Below are 22,856 nucleotides of genomic sequence, written 5' to 3'. Positions count from 1 at the left end.
ACGCATTCATCCCACTACCTTAGAGGTAGGGGATTTCTGCGGTAAAATGTTAAATGTCGATTTTGAAGAACACAACGAAGAAGAGATAGAAAAAGGTGCAACCAAACTCAACGATAGTGTCGAAGAAGCTCCTGTCGTCAAATTCATCAATAAAATGCTGGTTGATGCCATCCGTATGGGCGCATCAGATTTACATTTTGAGCCCTACGAAAAAACATTCCGCGTACGTTTCCGTGTCGACGGTGTGATGCAAAAAATGGCCAACCCACCAGTCCAACTCGCCAGCAAAATTGCTGCGCGTTTAAAAGTAATGTCGCAAATGGACATCTCCGAGCGCCGCATTCCGCAGGACGGACGTATCAAACTTAAGCTTTCTAAAAGCAAAGCGATTGATTTCCGAGTAAACTCATTACCAACCTTGTTCGGTGAAAAAATTGTCTTGCGTATCTTAGATCCTTCATCTGCCATGCTCGGTATTGATGCCTTGGGTTATGAGCCTGACCAAAAAAAATGGTTTTTGGAGACACTACATAAGCCGCAAGGCATGGTGCTGATCACTGGCCCTACCGGCTCAGGAAAAACTGTCTCACTCTATACAGGTATCAATATTTTAAACACTGGTGCGACCAATATTTCAACTGCTGAAGACCCTGTTGAAATCAACCTTGAAGGCATCAATCAGGTCAACGTTAATCCAAAAGTGGGTCTGACCTTTGCCACCGCACTTAAATCCTTTTTGCGCCAAGATCCTGATATTGTCATGGTCGGTGAGATTCGTGATATTGAGACTGCTGAAATAGCTGTAAAAGCAGCACAAACGGGGCATTTGGTACTTTCCACCCTGCATACCAATTCAGCTCCTGAAACGTTGACTCGTCTGCGCAACATGGGAGTCGCCTCCTTTAATATTGCCACTTCTGTCAACTTAGTTATCGCTCAGCGATTGGCACGACGTTTGTGCCAAAACTGTAAAAAACCCGTTGATATTCCGCGACCAAGTTTGCTGGAACTGGGTTTTACCGATGCTGATTTGGACGACCCAGAGAATACCATCTATGAACCTGTAGGCTGTAACGAATGCCGCGAAGGCTACAAAGGTCGTGTGGGTATCTATGAAGTCATGAAAGCCACTCCGGAGATATCGCACATTATCATGGAAGATGGCAATGCACTTGATATCAAAGAGGCTGCGCTCAAAAGTGGCTTTCGAGATTTACGACACTCTGGCATTTTGAAAGCCTTGCAAGGGGTAACCAGTATTCAGGAAATGCTGCGGGTGACTTCTGAATAAGGATGACGCTTCCCGTCATACCAACATCGAATGCATGCCGTTTAACTCATTCGTCAGCAAATATAAGAAATTATGGATTTTACTTTATAAACAAGCAATAATACCCATCTGAGGCACTTAATAAGTAATATGTATTTGCAATACCTAATGAGACAACTTTTGAGGGTAGTGATATGGCAAAAGTGAAGACCGACATGCTATTGGACTTTGTCTATGATGGTGTGAATAGACGTGGGCAGAAAGTAAAAGGTGAAACCACCAGTCGTAGTTTAGAGTTAGCAAAGGCCACGTTACGCAAGCAAGGCATTACTGTCAAAGGTATCAAGAAAAAACCCAAACCACTTTACACCTTCAAAAAAGCCATCAAACCCATTGATATTGCTATTTTTTCCCGTCAGCTGGCTACCATGATGAAAGCTGGCGTGCCACTGACCCAATCGTTTGAGATTGTCGCAGATTCGCTAGACAATCCAAGTATGAAGGATTTGGTCTTACAGATAAAATCTGATATCGAAGCGGGAGGTACGTTTACCTCTGCCTTGCGTAAGCATCCACGCTATTTTGACGATCTGTTTTGCTCGCTCGTCGAGTCGGGTGAGCAATCTGGTGCGCTTGAGACGATGCTCGAAAGGGTTGCTACCTATAAAGAAAAAAGCGAGCTACTCAAATCCAAAATCAAAAAAGCGGTAAAATACCCAATCGCCGTTATCATCGTGGCCATTATCGTGACCATGATTTTGCTGATTAAGGTCGTTCCTGTATTCGCAGACCTATTTGAATCTTTTGGTTCAGAGCTACCAGCGTTTACACAGATGGTAGTTGGAATGTCTGAGTGGATGCAGTCTTGGTGGTTCATTTTAATTGTAGCGATCGGTGGTGCTATCATTACTTTTTCTGAAGCAAAAAAACGATCCAAGAAATTCCGTAACTTTTTAGATCGCGCTGTTTTAAAAATACCTGTATTTGGCAATATCGCCTATCAAGCGATCATCGCCCGCTTTTCACGCACCCTCTCTACTACCTTCGCCGCTGGCGTACCCCTGATTGATGCACTCGACTCTACAGCTGGTGCTACGAACAATCTGGTGTTTTATAATGCCACACAACAAATCAAAGACGACGTCTCGACTGGTCAGCAGTTACAGTTCTCGATGCGCTCTACCAATTTGTTCCCCAGCATGGCCATACAGATGGTCGGTATCGGTGAAGAGTCTGGTAACCTAGAAGAAATGCTGGATAAAGTGGCTGTCTATTACGAAAACGAAGTTGATAACGCCGTTGACGGCTTAACCAGCTTGATGGAACCGATGATTATGGCAGTGCTTGGTGTACTAGTAGGTGGCCTAGTCATTGCAATGTATTTACCAATCTTCCAGCTGGGTTCAGTGGTCGGTTAACGGCAAACCAAAGGGCTGCTACTTAATGCAATTTATACAGTTATTACAAGAAAATACGACCGTCGCATTGGTCGTATTTGCACTATTAGGCCTTTGTGTCGGTAGCTTTTTAAATGTGGTCATACATCGTATGCCGCTTATGATGATCTTGAGCTGGCGTCAAGAGTGTAGCCAGTTTATGGCTGAGCAAGCTGATATGCCACGCGAACACACGCAGCCACTGTTCAATACCGTAGCAACCGATACGCCTATTACCTTAAGTCGACCAGCGTCCTGCTGTCCTCATTGCGCCCATAAGATAAAATGGTATGAAAACATCCCTGTAATCAGTTGGCTCGTATTACGTGGGCGTTGCTCAGACTGCAAGGCTACCATCAGCATTCGTTATCCGCTGATCGAGCTGGTCACAGCCCTACTGTCTGCTTTGATTATTCATCAGTTTGGGGTCAGTGCAACTGGTTTATCCGCTTTGGTTTTGGTATGGACATTGATAGCCTTAACAGGTATCGATTTTGACACCCAACTGCTACCTGATCGTCTGACCTTCCCTTTGGCAGGTTTGGGCTTGGCGGTGAACTCGCAAGGGTGGTTTGTCTCACCAACTCAGTCGATTTGGGGCTTGTTGCTGGGATTTTTGGCTTTATGGGTCGTGGTAAAAGTGTTTTATCTCATAACCAAAAAGCACGGTATGGGTCAGGGCGACTTTAAGCTGTTGGCAGTATTGGGGGCTTGGCTCGGGCCGATGATGTTGCCGTTGATCATATTGCTTTCTTCTCTGCTCGGCTCGATTGTTGGACTTATCTTAATGAAGCAACACGGTGAGAGTCGACCCTTTGCCTTCGGTCCTTATATCGCTATCGCAGGTGTTGTCGCTTTATTATATGGTGCAGATATCATCAGTTGGTATCTGGGCATGTATACTTATTAGAGCAAGCCATCAATTCAAATGATATACTCAATCGACTATAGCTGTCTAAACGGGTACAATATCTGTCCCAGTTTACCACTGTCATTATTATATCGATTAGATAAGTCATTATTATGTCAAAACATCACGCGTCATCTTATTCTCATGAGCCGCAGCAACCACAAAAGCCAAATAAAACGTTGGTGGTGGGGCTCACCGGTGGTATCGGCAGTGGCAAATCTGCTGCTAGCAACTGGTTTGCGGAACAAGGCATCGATATCATCGATGCAGATGTGATTGCGCACGAAGTCGTTGCAAAAGGCAGCTCTACACTACGCAAGCTTCAAAAAAGATTTGGCGGATGGATATTAAATGACGATGGGTCAATGGATCGAGCAGCGGTGCGTACTCACGTCTTTACCCACCCTGAAGCCTTGATTGAACTTGAGGCCATTACCCATCCGGCGATACGTGAAGCAGCAAAATCTCAGCTAGCTGCCAGTACTTCACCTTATGTCGTGTTGTCTGCGCCCCTACTCATTGAAGCTTCTGAGGCAGGGTTGGCCAATTTGTGTCAGCGTGTATTGGTTATCGACGCCACCGAAGAGACACAGCTCGTTCGTGCCAGCCAACGCGATGAACAAAGCATACGAAAAATCAAAGCCATCATGGTAAATCAACTAGACCGTGAAACACGTAACCAGCACGCTGATGACGTCGTGCTTAATGATCGTGATCTCGTGGGTCTGTATGAACAACTCGAACCACTACATCAAAACTATCTTACGCTTGCCCAGCAGATAAAGTACGCTGTCGATTAACCTCATAAAGCGCCATACCAGTAGCGACACTCACATTGAGACTTTGTAGATTCCCGTGCTCGTTCCCTGACATCGGGATATACACAAGCTCATCACAGCTTTCTGTAGTAAGACGGCGCATGCCATCTCCTTCTGAACCCATAATAATCGCAGTCTTGCCAGTCAAATCAGCGGCATGTATCGGCTTGGCTGTATCACTCAACGCAGTACCGAAAACAAACACGCCTGCATTCTTGATTTGTGTGAGCGTACGAGCTAAGTTGGTGACGCTGACTATCGGCATCATCTCAGCTGCACCCACAGATACTTTAGCCACGGTCGGTGTCAAGCTGGCTGCATGATGTTTTGGACATACAACGGCATCCACCCCCATCGCCACTGCCGTACGCAGACACGCACCAAAGTTATGTGCATCGGTAATTTGATCTAGCACCAATAGCAGACACTGTTCTCTTGCAGCAAGGGTATCGAGCAACCCTTCATCAGCAAACCCAAGTGGGCGGGCATTGAGCACAACTCCTTGGTGTTGTGGACTACCGCACAGCTGCGTGAGCTTATCTTTTTGTGTCGGTTGGATACTGATGCCGTTGGCTTCCGCTTGTGTGACGATAGCCTGTACGTGGGAGTCGCTCTCGCGTCCTTGCTGAACAAATAAGCTCAGCCCATCCAAAGGGCGATGCTCAAGTAAAGCGTCAATCGCATGAATGCCATAAAAATAAATAGGTTTTGCCATAAGAGGCCTGCCGAATATCAAGTGAATACCGCCTAAGCGATAAAAAAGAAAAAGTCGTTTTACTGTTAAGTGTACCGTTGCGTCAGTTGAGCGAGAATTTATATCTTTGAAAATTTGTATCTTCAAAAAGAAATAAACCATACCGGCTGATATGGTTTATTTGCTATTTACTCAAACATTCACTCAAAAACACTATCGAGTTTGAGATAAAAGAAGCGTGCCACCACTACCCCTCTAAATGGCAGGTGTATTGCACGATCTCTTCGGTTCGTAGACTAAAACCACTGTTGCCTTCAACCACAAATGACTGACCAGCACGATAATAACTGAACTCGTCCTCACCATTTATTTTGACTTCACACTCGCCACTGGTAATTTCGATACGCTCGGACGTGTTGGTATTAAAGTGGTAAGACTCAACCAAATTATCACAAGGTAATATGATACCTAACGTCTTATGACGTCCATCTTCAAACATAATGGTGTGGCTTGAACAACGACCGTCATAAGAGACTGTCGCTTGGGAGTTGACCGTTACATTGGTAAATTGCGCCGCTGTCATAGTGGCTTCCTTATCAAATAATTATTGCAAAACTAAAGAATAAGTAACGTACTGAGTAGCATTGAGAGTATGCGCTGCAAATCACTTAGCGCACTCTGTATGATACTGTCAGTTGAAGTGTTTGCGCACAGCAGACAGACACCGACGCTCAGAACGTATCGACATATTTTGACATATCTTAGCATAGTGACGGTATGGCTATGCTTTTCAAGCTACTAACACTTTTTTCTGCTGAATATGGCGATGAAGTGCTCCACGACGATTAGAGATTTAAAAGTTAAGTCACAGAAAGCGAGGTAGCTAGTGTTTGTCAGTGCATAAGTTTATGCTACCACATTATATCTGTAAAGTTTGTTACAGAAGCTAGGAAATGTTGCCATCTATTCAGCGCGTGCCTTGTCATGGATAGCTGACTATATGCTAGGGCTGCCCTAGCAGCCTATCTGACTGTTTACCTTTCTGATTTGTATTTACCCGCATTTAACACCATAATATTTACCAAATACGATAGTCTATCAAATGTGATAAACGAGCCACCTTATCCCTGTATTTATTCTATTTTAGCGATGACTTCATAAAGACTGTTAAGGCTGTCGATGAAGCTCACTACCTATCATGAGAGGCCTTGATGCTAGTATCATTAACTTTACATCAGTTTGCATTGATCGATCAGCACGAGCTGAGTATGGCTCAGGGCTTCAATGTCATCACTGGCGAAACTGGCGCTGGCAAATCATTATTACTCGATGCTCTGTCGTTGTGTGCAGGGGAGCGTGCAGACAGCGCTATGGTTAGACATGGCGCGGCACATGCAGATATCTATGCGCTATTCGATGTCGAAGACAATGACGTCGTCGCTGATTGGTTTGCTAGACATGACCGTGAATTGGATGAGCCAGATGTATTGATTCGCCGGCAATTGAGTCAGACTGGACGTTCTAAGGCTTGGTTAAATGGCACGCCCGTCAGCTTGGCAGAGCTCAAAAACCTCGGTACATTATTGGTTAATATTCACAGTCAACACGCTCAGCAAGCATTACTCAAACCGCAGTTTGTGGTGCAATGGCTCGACGCTATGGCAAAAGCCACTTCATTGGCCGCACAAACAGAGAGTAGCTATCAAACTTATCAGCAGCTCAAACGGCAGGCAGAAGAGATTGCAAGCCGCGAAGCCCAGCGCCAAGACCGCATCCAACTGCTAGAAAGTCAACTGGCGGATATCGCACCATTACTAGCTGTTGACTATACCGACATCGAGGCGGAACACGAAGAGTTGTCTAATATTGAAGCATTGATGCAAGAAGCTAGCCATGGCTTGCATCTACTCGATAATGACAACGATGAGCCAGATGTGATGACTCTGCTAGGACAGGCTATCAAGCTTTGTGACACTCAAGTAGGCGTCAGCCAAACCTTTGAACAGGCATCCGAGCAGTTGCACTTAGCACAGCAGCAAATCACTGAAGTGACAGGGTTATTATCAGACTATGCTGATCAGCAACTGCCTGACCCTGAGCGCTTGCAGACACTAGACAGCCTGATCAGCCTAGGACACCACTTGTCTCGTAAGCACAACCTGCCTGCTGCCGACTTAATCGACGAAGCCAACAGTTGGCAAGAGCAGCTAGAGCAACTCGAAAATGAACCGAGTAGTGATGCCATGGCAGCCCAGATAGAACAAGCTTGGCAAGAATACCTAGCACTCGCAACCAAGCTCCAGAAAAAACGTGAAAAAGCAGCGCCGACCGTCAGCAAACAGCTGGTTAAGCAACTACAACCTCTCGCCCTACCCAATGCGCGCTGTGAGTTTGTCTTTACCAAAAAAACCGATACCAGTCAGTATAATGGTCAAGGTTGCTACGATATTGACTTGTTGTTTAGCGCCAACGTCGGCATGCCAATGCAGCCACTGCATAAGATTGCCTCGGGCGGTGAGCTGTCACGTATGGCCTTGGTCATGCAAGTCTTGCAAGCAACGAGTGCTGATAACAACACCGCCAAGCCAATGCTGGTCTTTGACGAAGTCGATGTCGGTATCAGTGGCGGCACAGCACAAGTCGTCGGTGAGCTGCTGCGTGAGCTTGGTCAAACACAACAACTACTGGCTATTACCCACCAAGCACAGGTAGCAGCACAAGCTCACCAGCATATCTTGGTACAAAAACACCATGACGAGAAAACTGAAAGTGAGCTATTGGTTCTAACTGGCAGCACGCAAGTAGATGAGCTGGCACGTATGTCTGGTGGCGTGACCATCACCGAAGTCACTCGTGACCATGCACGCAGTTTATTAGCGGGTGTCAAATAATTCACCATTCGGTCAAGAATTGCTTTGGCCAGCAGCCTCATTTATCCACGTTAACCAAAACTTCTAAACAGCTGCTTTAGTTGATTTTTTGTGCAGTATCGCCATATAGTGGTCTTTCATCACTTGTTATTTCACCTTTATTATCAGGTTACCATTGTGTCTATGCCTAAAGCCAATTTGACCCATCATTTTTTAATTGCGGCACCCGACTTGCCAGACCCACGGTTTGGGCAAACGTTGATTTATATCTGTCGCCATGACCAGCATGGTGCGCTCGGTCTGATGGTCAATCGCCCAATCGAACAATCGCGGGTCGGCAAACTTCTAGAAGATCTGAGTATTGACGTCACAGATCCGCAAGTGATGGAGGATGTGCCATTAGAAGGTGGTCCTGTGTATCCAGAAGTCGGCTTTGTACTGCATACTGGTCAGCCTGAATGGGCATCTTCTTTTGCCATCTCAGAAAACGTCTGCATCACCACCAGTCAAGACATCCTAAAACGCATCGCCGCCGGCCAAGGTGTGGGACACTATCATTTATGCTTGGGTCATGCTAATTGGGGTAAAGAACAACTAGAACGTGAGCTTGATAACGGCGACTGGTTGGTATGCCCTGCTGATTTAAATCTGTTGTTTGATACGCCGTTTGCAGATCGTTGGCAAATTGCCGCTGATAAGATTGGCGTTAATTTTGACTATCTCAGTAGCGATATCGGTCATGCTTGATAGATATAGACATGTCGAAATAAAAGAAGTACGTTGAAAATATAGCTCGATTGGTATAGTTTGACTCGCTTGCAGTGTGCTCTGTACTTTTCTACGCTATGGGCTTTTCATGGCTGTGAGGAGCTGCTCTCAGCGATACTGAGCCCTGCTCACACTGAATCGCCTACATGCACTCTATAAATGATAAGCACTAAATAAGCTCTAAAACAGGAATTACCCTTTACTATGGTAGATAGCCTTCTTGCAACAGATAATTCCAATGCAATAAATAGCGACACAGATGCTAGCGTGGCACAGCCAAATGTTAAACCGCACCTGATCCTAGCTCTAGACTATGGTGTCAAAAAAATGGGCATGGCTCTAGGCAATACTGTCACAGAGACGGCACGTGCATTTGATATCTTGGTGATGAATAATGGTCAACCTGACTGGGATAACCTGCTCGGCATCATTCAAGTCTGGGGCGTCGCCAAGGTCGTGGTCGGGCTACCGCTGAATATGGATGGCAGCAGCTCAATACTATCGAAGCGCGCGCACAAATTTGCTCGCCGCCTGGCGCATAGAGTCATGGAGCAGCATCTACCTGTTACGGTGACACTATGTGATGAACGCCTGACCTCAGTGGCAGCAAGAGAAATCGCTTGGGACAACGGCTGGATTCAAAACGAGCGTGACCCAATCGACGATATCGCTGCTTGTATATTGATGTCGACGTATTTTGCAGACCCTAGTAGTAGCCTCGCTATTGATGCTATCAAGCGAACTGATTAAACAACGATATGATCGATAACTGTGCCTTAGCGCACGTTTCAACGAATGAATGACTGATTATTATGACCACAGCTCCAGACCCGTCTTTGCAAAATAAATCGCAACATGGCTTCGCACCGCTTGCCATCGCCCGTATCAAAGGCGCTCAACGTGCAAACCAAATGGCCATTTATCTGATCTATGCTGCTCTTATTGCTTTTGTGGTTTTTGGTACCATTGCCAGTATTAAGGCGTTTCATGATAATCAGCTACTCTATCAGTTATTTTATAATTTGCCTTATGCGTTGGTTGCCCTTACGATTCCCATCACCATCTATGATGCACTGGTGGTTTATCGTTATCGCTTAAACCAACCATCGATGATAGCCATGAGCATGGGTGTATCAACCGTGGTACTGCTTGGCGGCTGGCTGTTCGCTGACTCGGCTTGGTTGGGATTATCCTGTTGGCTTGGGGTGGCATTTTTATTTAAAGTCAGCTTTAAGCGCTTTTTTAATTTTTTAGAAATGGCCGAAGAAGAAGCTAGCAACTGATAACTGGTCAACTTGCCGCGAGCCAGACACAGCCATAGCCATAGCCATAGCCATAGCCATAGCAAAATACTTCTTTATCGACCAGTCGTTATCTTTCACTCACTCCTGACGTTTAAAAAATATTACTATGACCACTTCTATTTCAAATACCTCTATTAACCACTATCTAGACACGCAAGGGCTTATTTGCCCTGAGCCTGTGATGATGCTACATCGGGTCATACGCAAAGCAGACAGTGGCGAGGTGATTGAAATACTGGCCACCGACCCTGCTACGACGCGTGACATCCCTAACTTCTGTCGTCATCTAGGTCATGAGCTTATCCATCAAGAAACACTGGCAGAAGATGCCGATTTGAGCGTTGACCCCGATGAAATCACTGTCGCTAGTGATGATGATGCACCAATAAAAGCCACGCTTTATCGCTATTTGGTCAAGAAAAAAACCGCTTAAAAGCGCTCAAGTTACCGCAGAATACCAACGACAGCGCCATACATCATATAACGACAGTGACATACACAACATAAAGATATCTTTGCTTTATGCGAGACATATCATTCACAGAAGGTAGGCCATTACGTGTTACAAACAGAAAAGCAGTATGTGCAGTGGCAAGAAAACGAGACTTTACATAATGCTGTTTGGTTGTCTGAAAGCAATCATATGCCACCTGCACGCATTGTGTTGGTCGATGATACAACGACCGCAGACGATGCTTACCGCTTGGCTTGTGAAGGTACATCACTGCTGTGGCGCGGTGACTTTCATAATGCACGCCAGTTGCTACAGGCACTCGGTCGTCGTATAGATCGTACGAACGAACGCTCTGAGCTACGTAAAATGAAAAAAGCTGCAAATAAACCTAATACGACAAGTGTTAAAGGCATTCCCAACTTATTTCATCAGCAGCGCCAACTGCAAGCCCAGCGCTCACGTATATTGAGCCGCCTGCTACTAGAGCTCGATGCCAATTATATCAGCCAACTACGCCGCGCGCCTGATTTCAGTGCCGCCTGTACAGCCGCTTTTGGTCCATTAGATACAGCGATAGATGAGTCTTGTGTGCTGTCATTTCGTGACTTGCAGGGCGCACTTGGCGCAGCAGGATGGCGCGAAAAAGGCGTCCCGATAGACAGCTTAGGATTATCAATTTTTCCACATTATGGTGTCTTTGCACCAACCCGTCATGAGTATGTGCAGCTATTGCTCGATGCACCGCTACCAGCGAACCATGATGTCGCTTATGACATCGGTACCGGAACGGGCTTACTGGCGATCATCTTAGCCCAGCGCGATATTCCAAAAGTCATAGCAACGGATTTGAATCCACGTGCGTTGGCCTGCGCTAGTGATAACTTTGCACGCTTAGAATTAACTGCCATACAGTTACAGCAAGCCGATCTGTATCCGACTGAGGCACCACTCGCCAATCTGATTGTCTGTAATCCACCTTGGTTACCCGCTAAGCCAAGCTCGTCGCTTGAGTACGCTGTCTATGACCCCAAAAGCGCGATGCTACGTGGGGTTTTACAAGGTGCTAAACAGCACTTAGCTGAGTACGGAGAGCTCTGGTTGATCATGTCGGACTTAGCAGAGCACCTGCAGCTACGCACCCGTGATGAGTTATTAGGCCTGTTTGCCGATGCTGAATTGACAGTAAAATATCGTCTGGACACCCAACCTAAGCATGGCCGCAGTCAAGACAATACCGACCCTTTACACGTCGCTCGCAGTGCTGAAGTCACCTCATTATGGTGTTTAACACTTATCTAATATCTAACCATTGAGTATTGAATTATGAGCCGTGATCGAGCCGTGCAACAGCGCCAACCTAAGGCACTGGCAGTAGATGACGAACCCAGTTATATGACTGAGTTTCGTCAAGCCATGCTGGCGCGAGGGCTCGCCACACGTACTCGCAATGCTTATGTCCGTGACCTGCGCTCCTGCGAGCTGACCAACCCTGTCGCGTTGACCCGTTGGCAACCAGATGACGTACTACACTGTCTCTCTCTCCTCGCTCAAGACGGCAAAACCCCACGTACTCAAGCGCGTATGCTCTCAAGCCTGCGCCAGTTTTATCTATGGATGATCGCCAGTAACCTGCGTGAAGACAACCCTTGTGAACGTATCAAAAGCCCAAAGCTTGGGCGACCACTACCAAAAGACTTATCTGAGGCAGATGTTGATAACCTCCTTGCCTCCCCTGATACCAGTACAGCGATAGGTCTGCGTGATAAAGCCATGCTAGAAGTACTCTATGCCTGTGGCCTGCGGGTGAGTGAGTTAGTTAATCTAGCGCTTGAGCAAGTCAATCTAAACGCAGGTTGGCTACAAATCACAGGTAAAGGCAATAAAACACGACTGGTACCGCTGGGTGAATATGCGTCTGATGCTTTGGAAGATTACTTATCGCATGGGCGTGGTGAGTTGATTGCGCACTTGAAGTCGGGAAATTGCCAAGCGGTATTTTTGACCACTCAAGGTGGCTATATGACGCGGCAGAATTTTTGGTATTTGCTTAAGAAGTATGCCAAAGTTGCCAGTATCGATAAGGAGCTATCGCCGCATACGCTTCGTCATGCCTTTGCCACTCATTTGCTCAACCATGGGGCGGATTTGCGTAGCGTACAGTTATTGCTTGGGCATAGCGACTTGTCAACGACACAGATTTATACTCATGTGGCGACAGCGAGATTACAACAATTGCACGCAGAGCATCATCCAAGAGGCTGACACCGCATCCAATTTACAGAGAATTGGATGAATGAGCGCTCAACCTATCACGTCACTTATTCATTATCGTAAGAGGAATATACCTTGTTGCAAGCTCAGCCATCTACCCTAACAAAAAGTCAAAACGCTACACTCAGAAACCTAACCATCGTGGGTTACTTAGAAGGTACTTCTTTCTTATTATTACTGGGTATCGCCATGCCGCTAAAATACATGCTGGACATGCCCGAAGCTGTGAGGTATATCGGTATGGCGCATGGGGTATTATTCATCGCCTATATACTGATGCTTGTCATCACTGCTAGTAAAATAAAAATGCCACTGTGGGCGATGCCTGCAGGTGTCTTAGGCTCTTTCCTACCTTTCGGGCCGTTTGTGTTTGATTATTTATTAAAGAAGCGTTTGAAAAAGTCAGACTAAAAGCGCTTGGAAACTTGAAACATTGCAGCGCTCACAACTACCAATCCGTAGCTGCAAACCTGCCCTTTTGTCGTTACAATACTCGTCATAGCTTATCAACCTTTTACTCATCTATTATCCGAGAATCTCATGAGCCATAGACCACCTGCTGACCTGCTAAAAAATGCCGAACACTGGCGTGAAGACATTCACTTTCGCCAAGACGTATTGGGCAAACCGTTTGATTTTTCGACCACGTGGGGAATTTTTTCACCGCAAAAGCTCGATGACGGTAGTTTGATGCTGCTTGATTATGTGGACTTCCAAGCGGATGATGATTCGATAGACTTGGGCTGTGGTTATGGCGTGCTCGGCATGACGGCTGCACGAGAATGCCCGAACGGTCAGCACACTTTGATCGATAAAGACTTCATGGCGGTGGAATATGCGCGCCGCAATTGTGATAAAAACGGCCTAAAAAATGTCGATATACATCTATCAAATGGCTTCAACCAGGTGGCAAAGGATAAAGATTTTAGTTTGGTGATGTCGAACTTGCCAGCCAAAGTAGGTAAAGAACAGCATTATCTCTATTTTCTCGATGCTTATGCGCGCATGCGCCAAGGTGGACGTTTTTATGTAGTGACCATTAATGGTTTGCGTCAATTTGTGAAGCGCTCTTTTACCGAGGTATTTGGCAATAGTCAAAAGATCAAACAAGGCAAGACTTATACGATCACGATGGCAATCAAGGAATAAAGTGCTTTCCATCTGCCAAAAAAAACACGCTAAAGTTATCAGCTTTAGCGTGTTTTTTTATTTATATACCATTGACTACATCATACCACTGACTACATTTGTCGTTTTATCAGATAAAAACCTAGTGCCGCACTGCCAATAATCGGCAACAGTACCATCAACATGGGCGAAAAACCCGTCGCCAACGAAACAAAACCGACCAAATCCTGCACATAACTAAAGAGCAAACCGAATAGCAAGGCCACAACGATACGCAAACCCAAACTATGGGTGCGCAGTGAGCCAAAGACAAATGAGCAAGCAACAATCACCAAAGATAAAATCGACAGCGGTGATAGCAGCTTTTGCCAAAAGGCTAGCTCATGATCCAAAGAGCGATTGCCCTGCCCACGCATAAACTGACGATGCTCGAATAATTGCGTGAGCGACAAATCCTCTGCTTTTCGAGTGAGCAAATACACAGACTCAGGCGCAAATGGCAAACTCAAGGTATCTGATGGTGCGACCGCTTGGCTACTCTCAAACCCTTGGTTTATATTGAGCTTGATCATATTATTCAACTGCCAATCGTAGCGATACTGTCCACTCGATGTTCCGTCAGCCGTCTCCAGCGATTGGCGACCGCTATAGCGTCCACCTTCAGCATGAATGGCAGATTTCAGATTGCCATCATTGTCTAAATGCCAACGCTTGACCTCACCGATATTACCTTGCACATCAGCATAATCGATATACAAAATATCGCTACCATCGGGCGTGGCGATACCGTTTTCTGCATTCTCAAAACGTGGCTGCACTGTCCAGTAACCACGTACCGAGGTGACCAACGAGCTGCTGTCAGCATCATTAATCTGGTCAGCCAATTGATTGGAATGTGGTAACACAAATTGATTGATTGCCAGTGCAATCAGCACAAAAATCAAAGCCGGCTGTAGTACCCAACCAACGATACGATAAATACTGACACCAGCGGCACGCATGACCACCAACTCGCTTTTATTAGCGAGCAAACCCAATCCTACGACTGCGCCTAGTAGTGCACCAGTAGGGATAAACTGCTCCAAAAAATAAGGTGAGCGGTAAAATATATACTTAATTGCCTCACCCATCGTGTAGCTATCATCCAGAGAATCCAGCTCTGATAAATACGAAAATACCAGCTGTAATGCCCACAAGCCAATGACTGCTGCGATAATAGCAAGTAAGGCATTGGTTTTGACATAACGAGCCAGTACTTTGGGGCTGCTCGGTTTATTGGTAAATAAGGAACGCATTATGACTGCCCTCCTTGTGCTCGATCGTCTTGCTGCGAGGTGACGTTAGTAATATCCGCTTCTGCTAAGGTTTGTGGTTTGCGAAAGCGCAATCGATGCTGCACACGACTAGCCCAATTCATATAAAGCGCCAACACCATAAACCCTATCACCACCCATGCGTAGGCCCATACGCTGACGCTGCCTTTACTGACGGCATTTTTTAGTGAGATGATACTGATTGCACAGCTGACGAAGAGTAAAATCGCTGGGAATAATCGCAACCAGCGACCCTGGCGCGGGCGTACTTGTGCCAGTGGTACCGCAAGCATGGGCGCGATGATCATCAACCATGGTAAGGCAAAACGATAACCAAGCTCTCCCTGTGCTGCCCTCTGTGCTTCTGCATTACTCACTTGTGTACCACCAGTTGCCGCTCGCCATAAAGGCATAATCGCTTGTGTTTCGATATTATCTTCGGTGATCACTTCTTTTGACGACTCAGCCAAGGTGATACGGTAACGATCAAAGCCCACTTGGTTGTACTTGAGACTGCCCGCACCCACTTCGTAACGACGTCCCTGAAACAAATCCAATTGAGTGACGCCACTATCACCAGTGTCTACTTGCTCAGCGCGTTTGGCTAACGTAATAGTATCTTTACTGATATTATTTCTGGCCAGTGCGTTTGGTAATTCTGGGATATTTAATTGCTCAGCGGTCTCGGGATCAAGGGTATTATTGACCTCAATACCGGCACTCTCAGCAGTATTGTTATTAGCACTGCTGCCTTTTTCTGTCTTTTCGGACTGAATTAGCACCACGTCTTGCAGCTGCTTTTTGTCGTCACTGAGACTACCGACGTATAAATGGTAATTCCCACTACTGATAAACTCATTAGGACGGATCAAATCAAAAGCACTGGTCAATGCCTGCTGTTGCCAAATCGTTTCAGATGAGCGCACACCCCAAGGCTTACCCACTGTGGACAACGCTGCCTCGCCGATGAACAACGCTAAGATCAAAGGCGTTATCAAACGTGCGAGCCTACCACGTGAGATCCCACTAGCATTGATGACTGCCATCTCTTGATCGACATATAAACGACCAAACACCAACATCAAGCCAATAAAAAACGCCAATGGCAAAATCAGCTCTAAGAAATACGGCAAGTTATAGCCAATAATAGTAAATAACAGGCTGATATCCAAACGACCTTCGGCCGCAATGCCAAAATAACGTATCAAGCGACCACCCAGCATCATCACCACTAAAAACCCCAACACCAATGCGGTGGTTGAGGCAACTTGCTTGGTCATGTAGCGGCGTAATATCACAGTAGAGTACTCTTAATCTTGAACAGTTAGTTTGCACACGTTTTATGGCAGGACAGGTTTTATGGCAAGACCAAATAAATGGTCAAGTTCGATGAGGGTTCATCATGGGCGTTTCTAAGCACTCAACAACGCAACGGGGGTTGAGACACTTAATCAACCAGCTAGCTATCCGCTGGCGACGCCACCTTATCAACACAAGTGGTGAATATAACCGTCAATGCTAGCATGTTTTGCCAAAAAATTGCGGTGAAAAATGTGGTAAAACATTACCTTTGCTAATGACGCCTTAGTCATCGTGTATAACACTGCTTATTGACGAGGAGTCAATAAGTTAGAACAGTGAAATGCTCAATTTTGAAACAGTTCATCGCTATAAATCAGACGTTTTGAACTACGCTAAAACATGCAAATGTCAATAACTATAGCTAGAAAAATTACGTAGCAAATGTATACGGAAACATTACCTAACGCTTGCCGACAGCACACTGTTTACCTGATATGCTACACTAGATAAACAAATAACACGCTCCTGACGTTAACGCTAGGGTGCATCCAGATACACCCGGATACATTGGACGTCATGACTCTGAACTTTTAGAACTATCACTCTAGGTGAATGACTCACCCATGTAAATGAGTGGTGGCTAGTCATGCTTGAGACAGTCATGCTTGAGATTTTTATTATCAAACTTGATGGGTAGAATATACCTAAACAAGAAAGTCTCTTGACCGATACTGTTTACACCATTTAATACACAAGCCTAGGGCGTGTCCTCATTTTGAAAATGGTGATAAAAATGAGATAAGTTGCTGCCAAACAAAGGAAATAGCCCAAATAACATCAAGATATTAGTCAGCTATTTGACACAGTTTGGCAACATTTCGCCATTTTTAGCCCATTCAAAATACCTTCTTCAGATTGAAGGTATGCCCTACTCTGATCATTCTAATAAGGATAACTATATGAATATTAAATTATCTCAGCACCTGCCAAAAACTCACACCCAAAAAATACTGAAAAAAGAAGCCAAGGGTAAAGACGAAGTTTGTCTAGTGGTTTTGGTCGATGACAATAAAAACATCCTTGCTGAATCTACCTTAACGGACTACACCACCCGTATTGAGCAATTGATCGAAGTATCACATTTCAATGGCAAAGCCTGTGAGAGCGTTGCTGATTATGCATTGGCAGGTGACAAAAAAACCACCAAGCAAAACCCAGTCCAGTTGTTGTTGGTCGGGGTCGGCAATATCGACAAGCTCAACCATACGGTATTACAGAAAGTCGCTAAGACAATTTATAGCAGCACGAAAAAGCGTGTGAGCTCTATTACTGTTGCATTGGACGACGCGCTAGAAGAAAACCAGTTTGGTCAACTTGCCCTTAACTTATTAGCAGCGAGTTATCGTTTTGATAAATATAAGTCTGAGCAAGCCACGCCTGTACTGACTGATGTCTATTTGGTTGCTGACGAATCGCTTCAGCCTGCTTTAGACTTTGCGCAGTCTGTATTTGCTGGTCAAAGCTTAACCCGTGATGTGGCCAATGAGCCAGGCAATATCTGCTTCCCAGCTTATATGGCAGAACAAGCCGAGCTGCTAGCAGAAACCTATCCTGACTTATTGAAAGTAACCGTGCTTGGTGAAGAGGAAATGTCAGGGTTAGGCATGGAATGCTTCTTAGCAGTGGCAAAAGGCTCAGCACGAGAAGGCAAACTCGTCATCATGGAGTATCGTGGCAAATCTAACTTCAGTGCCAATACCGAAGCTGCCACTGGCGCAAAAGTCAGCGGTGGTCTAAAAGCATTGGCTGGCAAGCTTCCTAACAAGAAAGCCGCCAAAAATAGCAATGGTAATGAGCAGTCGGTAAATGACGACGCACCCATCGTACTAGTCGGTAAAGGCGTCACGTTTGACTCAGGCGGCATCTCTATCAAGCCTGGTGCAGCTATGGACGAGATGAAGTTTGATATGGGTGGATCAGCATCCGTCATTGGTACGATCAAAGCGCTGTGTGAAGCACGCCTACCAATCAATGTCGTAGGTGCATTGGCCTGCGCAGAAAACATGCCATCGAGTGATGCAACTCGCCCTGGCGATATCGTTAAAGCCATGAACGGCAAGTCTGTTGAAATCCTAAACACCGATGCAGAAGGTCGTTTGGTCTTGGCTGATACCTTATGCTATATACAGCGCTACGAACCAAAAGCCATCATCGATGTAGCGACATTGACTGGCGCTTGTGTGGTTGCATTAGGTCATGTGCGCTCAGCCGTCTTTAGTAATGACGAAGATGTGTTGTTTGACCTAGAAAACGCCAGTAACCTATCAGGAGATCTCATCTGGCACATGCCGATGGATGATGAGTACCAAACGCAGCTAGACTCACCAATCGCTGACATGCAAAATATCGGCGGCAAAGCGGCTGGTTCAGTAACTGCGGCTTGCTTCTTATCACGCTTCGTAGAAGAGGGACAAGCATGGGCACATCTAGACATCGCTGGTACAGCATGGAACTCAGGTAAAGAAAAAGCAGCAACTGGTCGTCCTGTGCCACTATTTATGCAATACTTAAAAAACAGCGCAGACATGACTTAATTGAGTTGATGAGTCCCATTTATGAAAATAAGTTTTTATGTATTAAGTGAGGATAGAGCCCAAGATTTCTTGGGCTTTATTTGTCAACTCGTTCAAACCGCCCTGAATAAGGGCAGTCAGTCTTTATTGATTCTTACAGAAGATGACAAGATATTATCGTCACTCGATGAGGCGCTGTGGACGCAAGATGCCACTAGCTTTATACCGCATCAATGCCTTCCAAATATTGACGATAACGATACGAATGTCACTGACAATGTGGTTCTGGCTCCGGTATTGCTTGGCGCTTATATGCCAGCAGACTTCAACGGTGTCGTACTCAATACCACAATACATCCCGTCAATCATTTTATGGCGGCGACCAGCAACGCTCACCCCACTCGAGTCCTTGAGATCATACAACCTAATGATACCAGCGTCCAAGAAGGTCGCAACAAGTATAAAAGCTACCAACAGCTAGATTATGAACTCAACCATTTTAAGGTATAAGCCGTTAGAGCGTGTCATCGACTCAATCGGTAGTCGTCCAAATGGGTTAAATATGGCTAGATTTTATCAAACGGCGTCAAACAGCTGACTAATATCTTGATGTTATTTGGGCTATCTGCGCTATTTCCTTTGTTTGGCTGCCATTTATCTCATTTTTATCACCATTTTCAAAATGTGAGGACACGCCCCAGTTTATTTCATAGCACCATGACAGCTATTGCCAGACACTCTCCTTGTTACTAAACACTTCCCCAACTGCCTTCGCTAGACCTGCTATATACCATCTCTCTGCAGTATGGTAGGTATGCTGATATCTGAAAAAATGCTACTATCCGCCGATTAACTCTACATGTTCATAGTGACTTTATTTTTTACTAACTAACTCGGGGATGTGCAAATGCGTTCATTAGTTGCGATGTACCAGCGTATCGGACTGGTGCCACTAATTATTATTGGTTTGATATTAGGGGTGTTGATTGGTTGGTTAGCACCAAGCGTCGGTATTGCATTAGGACTATTAGGAACATTGTTTGTCGGTGCGCTAAAGGCAGTGGCGCCGATACTGGTATTTGTCTTGGTCATGGCAGCGATTAGCCAACACCGCAGTGGCAATGAAGTCTACGTCAGGCCTGTGCTTATCATGTATATATTTGGCACATTTTTTGCCGCCCTCACAGCCGTAGGCGCGAGTTTTTTGTTTCCGACCGAACTGGTATTAGTCAACGCTGATATCGAACAAGTACCACCTGCCAACCTCCAAGAAGTCTTGACTAACTTACTCATGAACTTGGTGGCAAACCCAATCAGTGCCATCGCTGATGCGAATTATATCGGAATTTTAGCATGGGCGATTATCATCGGTTTTGCACTTCGCCAAACCAGTGACACCGCTCGCACTGTCGTCGGTGATTTTGCTGATGCGATCTCTCAAGTGGTAAAATGGGTCATCGCCCTAGCACCTTTTGGTATATTGGGTTTGGTCGCCAATACTGTCGCTGAGACCGGCTTTGCTGCTTTAACAGGTTATGCACGCATCTTGATGGTATTGGTTGGGTGTATGCTGTTCATCGCGCTAGTCGCCAACCCTATCATCATCCTTATAAAAACAGGAAAAAACCCTTATCCACTGGTATTTACTTGCCTGCGTGAGTCAGGAATAACGGCTTTCTTTACCCGTAGTTCGGCCGCCAACATCCCAGTCAATATGAACCTTGCTCGTAAATTGGGGCTGCATGAAGATACCTATTCGGTGACTATTCCACTGGGGGCGACCATAAACATGGCTGGCGCTGCCATTACCATTAACGTATTGACGCTCGCCGCCGCTCACACGCTAGGTATTGGGGTGAGTTTTGCATCTGCGCTGCTACTAAGTCTGGTTGCAACGATAAGTGCTTGCGGTGCCTCTGGTGTCGCTGGTGGTTCGCTACTGCTGATTCCTTTGGCTGCCAGCCTGTTTAGCATCCCAAATGACATCGCCATGCAGGTGGTGGCGATTGGCTTTATCATTGGTGTGATACAAGACTCTGCAGAAACCGCGCTAAACTCGTCAACGGACGTATTATTTACTGCTGCTGCAGATCCCAAGTACTCTCGTTAATTGACACATGCTCATTGGTTTTTGACAACGCCAGATCTTCAGTCTCAAACTTCTCAATAAAAAAAGGCTTTCGATTTCTCGAAGGCCTTTTTTGGTTAATTTTTGTGGTCAATCTTTATGCTCAATGTCACTATTTCAAATGATCCATATCTATTTCGATCACTGATGACTGCGTATGGAATTGGCGCTTCAATTGACGCAATTGTTCGACCTCATCCAATAACTCAAGTATCAAACCAATAGCAGGTACGCTGGCTTCAAAGTCGCGACTGAGACGTGAGGCACGTCGGACAGTAGCGAGCTGATAACCAGTGAATTGCTCGCAATTTGGTACGTCATATTCAATGATGTTTTCTTCAATCAATTCGATAACCCATTGGCGCTCTTGACCACAGGCAGAGATTAGCTCATCTAAACTCATGATAATATCGGTAATTTCAGGCGAGTGTTTCATAATGATTATCCTCGTGTACGCTTTATTTCATCGTTATCTGATTCATCTATGCACATCAATTGCTTTTTACATGGCTTTTTACATTGTTTTTTTAATTAGCTTCTTGCATTATTTATGGCATTGATCAATGATCTGTCATCACAGATGTCATCTAACGGTCAATATTTATATCAGAAAAGGCTTGCTTGAGCTGTTCGTAAGCTTGAATGGTCGCCTCACTGTTGCTATCGGGATTAACGATATTTAAGGTTAAGTATAAATTACCCGCTTGCTTGGCAGGGATACCCTTACCTTTTAATCGCAAATTGCTACCCGATTTACTGTTTTTAGGGATCGTCACACCAAGTGTTCCTACAGGTGTACTGACCTCAATCTTATCCCCCAACGCGGCTTCCCAAGGTGCAATATTTACCGTTTGATAAACATCTGCACCTTCAATCCGGATATTGTCTGCATGTCGGATCTTAACCTTCAAAAATAAATCCCCATTTTCACCATTACCCATGCCAGCAGCACCTTGACCCGATAAACGAATCTGCTTGCCATCAGTAATACCTTTAGGAATTTTAATCTTTAGGGTCTTATTATCATAATCCACGCTACCGTTAGGCTGGCGAACCGGCACGTTTAGCTTGATGTTGTAGTCATCTCCACTATATACCGAGGACAAATCGACGGTAATCTCTGCATGCTGATCCTGGCCCTTATGATCTTGTGAGCTGAAGCCACCACCAAATTGATCAAAGCCGCCTTGGTTCTGCGCATCCTCTGACCCACGTGCACCACGACCGAATGCCGAAAATATATCATCAAAACGAAAGCCGCCATCACCGAAAGCTTCGCCATCACCAAACTGGTCTTTGATATCTTCCCAGCGGAAGCCACTTTGTCCGCCTTGTCCACCGCCAGCTGATTGGCCACCAAACCCACCCGCACCAGCTTGACCGGCAAATGGATTATCTAACATGGCATCATATTCAGCGCGCTTGTCTTTGTCTCTAATGGTTTCATAAGCATTGTTAATCTCGGCAATTTTATTATCAGCATCTGGATGGTCGCTTACATCTGGATGGTATTGACGAACGAGCTTGCGGTATCTTTTTTTGATATCAGCGTCTGAGGCGTCTTTTTTGACCCCTAAAATGTCATAATAATTTTTCTCTGCCATATCATTTTCCTCA

Annotated in this window: 22 protein-coding genes; 16 read left to right on the top strand and 6 right to left on the bottom strand. The window is 45.5% G+C overall.

Annotated elements, in window-relative coordinates; all coding sequences use genetic code 11:
• The 4 genes from pilB to coaE form a co-directional block, all read left to right on the top strand.
• The coding region (gene pilB, locus L0J61_RS01390) for a type IV-A pilus assembly ATPase PilB (RefSeq protein ID WP_301464529.1) at positions 1-1,291 on the top strand (1,291 nt) is incomplete at its 5' end.
• Positions 1,292-1,464: 173 nt separating this feature from the next.
• Positions 1,465-2,688, top strand: a complete 1,224-nt coding sequence (locus tag L0J61_RS01385) for a type II secretion system F family protein (protein ID WP_301464528.1) — start codon at positions 1,465-1,467, stop codon at positions 2,686-2,688.
• Between the two features lie 25 nt (positions 2,689-2,713).
• A complete protein-coding gene (locus tag L0J61_RS01380; RefSeq protein WP_301464527.1) occupies positions 2,714-3,616 on the top strand; it encodes an A24 family peptidase in 903 nt (300 codons plus the stop codon).
• A 113-nt stretch (positions 3,617-3,729) separates the two neighbouring features.
• Entirely contained in the window at positions 3,730-4,416 is a 687-nt protein-coding gene (gene coaE / locus L0J61_RS01375) for a dephospho-CoA kinase (protein WP_301464526.1), read from the top strand.
• Here coaE and rlmB read toward each other — a convergent pair.
• Complete coding sequence (gene rlmB / locus L0J61_RS01370; RefSeq protein WP_301464525.1) at positions 4,379-5,149, bottom strand: 23S rRNA (guanosine(2251)-2'-O)-methyltransferase RlmB; 771 nt, start codon at positions 5,147-5,149, stop codon at positions 4,379-4,381. The two genes, coaE and rlmB, sit on opposite strands and share 38 nt — an antisense overlap.
• Positions 5,150-5,375: 226 nt before the next feature.
• Entirely contained in the window at positions 5,376-5,711 is a 336-nt protein-coding gene (locus tag L0J61_RS01365) for a pyrimidine/purine nucleoside phosphorylase (RefSeq protein WP_301464524.1), read from the bottom strand.
• Positions 5,712-6,339: 628 nt separating this feature from the next.
• On the opposite strand from L0J61_RS01365, the gene recN reads away from it, so the two are divergent.
• The 9 genes from recN to L0J61_RS01320 all read left to right on the top strand — a co-directional run bounded on the left by recN (position 6,340) and on the right by L0J61_RS01320 (position 13,944).
• Positions 6,340-8,019, top strand: a complete 1,680-nt coding sequence (gene recN, locus L0J61_RS01360) for a DNA repair protein RecN (protein WP_301464523.1) — start codon at positions 6,340-6,342, stop codon at positions 8,017-8,019.
• Positions 8,020-8,181: 162 nt separating this feature from the next.
• Positions 8,182-8,745 (top strand): YqgE/AlgH family protein, encoded by a 564-nt coding sequence (locus L0J61_RS01355; RefSeq protein WP_301464531.1) that lies wholly within the window; start codon positions 8,182-8,184, stop codon positions 8,743-8,745.
• Positions 8,746-8,970: 225 nt separating this feature from the next.
• Positions 8,971-9,516 (top strand): Holliday junction resolvase RuvX, encoded by a 546-nt coding sequence (gene ruvX / locus L0J61_RS01350; RefSeq protein WP_301464522.1) that lies wholly within the window; start codon positions 8,971-8,973, stop codon positions 9,514-9,516.
• A 62-nt stretch (positions 9,517-9,578) separates the two neighbouring features.
• A complete protein-coding gene (locus tag L0J61_RS01345; RefSeq protein ID WP_301464521.1) occupies positions 9,579-10,049 on the top strand; it encodes a hypothetical protein in 471 nt (156 codons plus the stop codon).
• Between the two features lie 127 nt (positions 10,050-10,176).
• A complete protein-coding gene (gene tusA / locus L0J61_RS01340; protein WP_301464520.1) occupies positions 10,177-10,503 on the top strand; it encodes a sulfurtransferase TusA in 327 nt (108 codons plus the stop codon).
• Between the two features lie 126 nt (positions 10,504-10,629).
• Positions 10,630-11,823: a class I SAM-dependent methyltransferase gene (locus L0J61_RS01335; protein ID WP_301464519.1), complete on the top strand. Its 1,194-nt coding sequence runs from the start codon at positions 10,630-10,632 to the stop codon at positions 11,821-11,823.
• Positions 11,824-11,847: 24 nt separating this feature from the next.
• Positions 11,848-12,786 carry a site-specific tyrosine recombinase XerD gene (xerD, locus tag L0J61_RS01330; RefSeq protein WP_301464518.1) on the top strand — a complete coding sequence of 313 codons (939 nt, stop codon included), beginning with the start codon at positions 11,848-11,850 and terminating at the stop codon, positions 12,784-12,786.
• A gap of 84 nt (positions 12,787-12,870) precedes the next feature.
• Entirely contained in the window at positions 12,871-13,206 is a 336-nt protein-coding gene (locus tag L0J61_RS01325; RefSeq protein WP_301464517.1) for a DUF3817 domain-containing protein, read from the top strand.
• Positions 13,207-13,335: 129 nt separating this feature from the next.
• Entirely contained in the window at positions 13,336-13,944 is a 609-nt protein-coding gene (locus L0J61_RS01320; protein WP_301464516.1) for a class I SAM-dependent methyltransferase, read from the top strand.
• Between the two features lie 92 nt (positions 13,945-14,036).
• Here the strand turns inward: L0J61_RS01320 and lptG are convergent, their stop codons facing one another.
• Both lptG and lptF read right to left on the bottom strand, forming a co-directional pair.
• On the bottom strand, positions 14,037-15,218 hold the full coding sequence (lptG, locus tag L0J61_RS01315) for an LPS export ABC transporter permease LptG (protein ID WP_301464515.1): 1,182 nt from the start codon (positions 15,216-15,218) through the stop codon (positions 14,037-14,039).
• Entirely contained in the window at positions 15,218-16,516 is a 1,299-nt protein-coding gene (gene lptF, locus L0J61_RS01310; RefSeq protein ID WP_301464514.1) for an LPS export ABC transporter permease LptF, read from the bottom strand. Before lptF ends, lptG begins: the two co-directional genes overlap by 1 nt.
• A gap of 981 nt (positions 16,517-17,497) precedes the next feature.
• On the opposite strand from lptF, the gene L0J61_RS01305 reads away from it, so the two are divergent.
• The 3 genes from L0J61_RS01305 to sstT all read left to right on the top strand — a co-directional run bounded on the left by L0J61_RS01305 (position 17,498) and on the right by sstT (position 21,221).
• Positions 17,498-19,132, top strand: coding sequence for a leucyl aminopeptidase (locus L0J61_RS01305; protein WP_301464513.1), 1,635 nt, complete (start codon positions 17,498-17,500; stop codon positions 19,130-19,132).
• A gap of 21 nt (positions 19,133-19,153) precedes the next feature.
• A complete protein-coding gene (locus L0J61_RS01300) occupies positions 19,154-19,621 on the top strand; it encodes a DNA polymerase III subunit chi (RefSeq protein WP_301464512.1) in 468 nt (155 codons plus the stop codon).
• A gap of 397 nt (positions 19,622-20,018) precedes the next feature.
• Positions 20,019-21,221: a serine/threonine transporter SstT gene (gene sstT / locus L0J61_RS01295; protein ID WP_301464511.1), complete on the top strand. Its 1,203-nt coding sequence runs from the start codon at positions 20,019-20,021 to the stop codon at positions 21,219-21,221.
• Between the two features lie 130 nt (positions 21,222-21,351).
• On the opposite strand, the gene L0J61_RS01290 is transcribed toward sstT, so the two are convergent.
• Both L0J61_RS01290 and L0J61_RS01285 read right to left on the bottom strand, forming a co-directional pair.
• Positions 21,352-21,675, bottom strand: coding sequence for a chaperone modulator CbpM (locus tag L0J61_RS01290; protein WP_301464510.1), 324 nt, complete (start codon positions 21,673-21,675; stop codon positions 21,352-21,354).
• A 151-nt stretch (positions 21,676-21,826) separates the two neighbouring features.
• Positions 21,827-22,843 carry a DnaJ C-terminal domain-containing protein gene (locus L0J61_RS01285; RefSeq protein WP_301464530.1) on the bottom strand — a complete coding sequence of 339 codons (1,017 nt, stop codon included), beginning with the start codon at positions 22,841-22,843 and terminating at the stop codon, positions 21,827-21,829.
• Between the last annotated feature and the right edge of the window lie 13 nt (positions 22,844-22,856).

The organism is Psychrobacter sp. (genome assembly GCF_030457785.1).
In the GTDB taxonomy this organism is placed as follows: Bacteria; Pseudomonadota; Gammaproteobacteria; order Pseudomonadales; family Moraxellaceae; genus Psychrobacter.
This window is presented reverse-complemented; position numbering and strand designations above follow the sequence as displayed.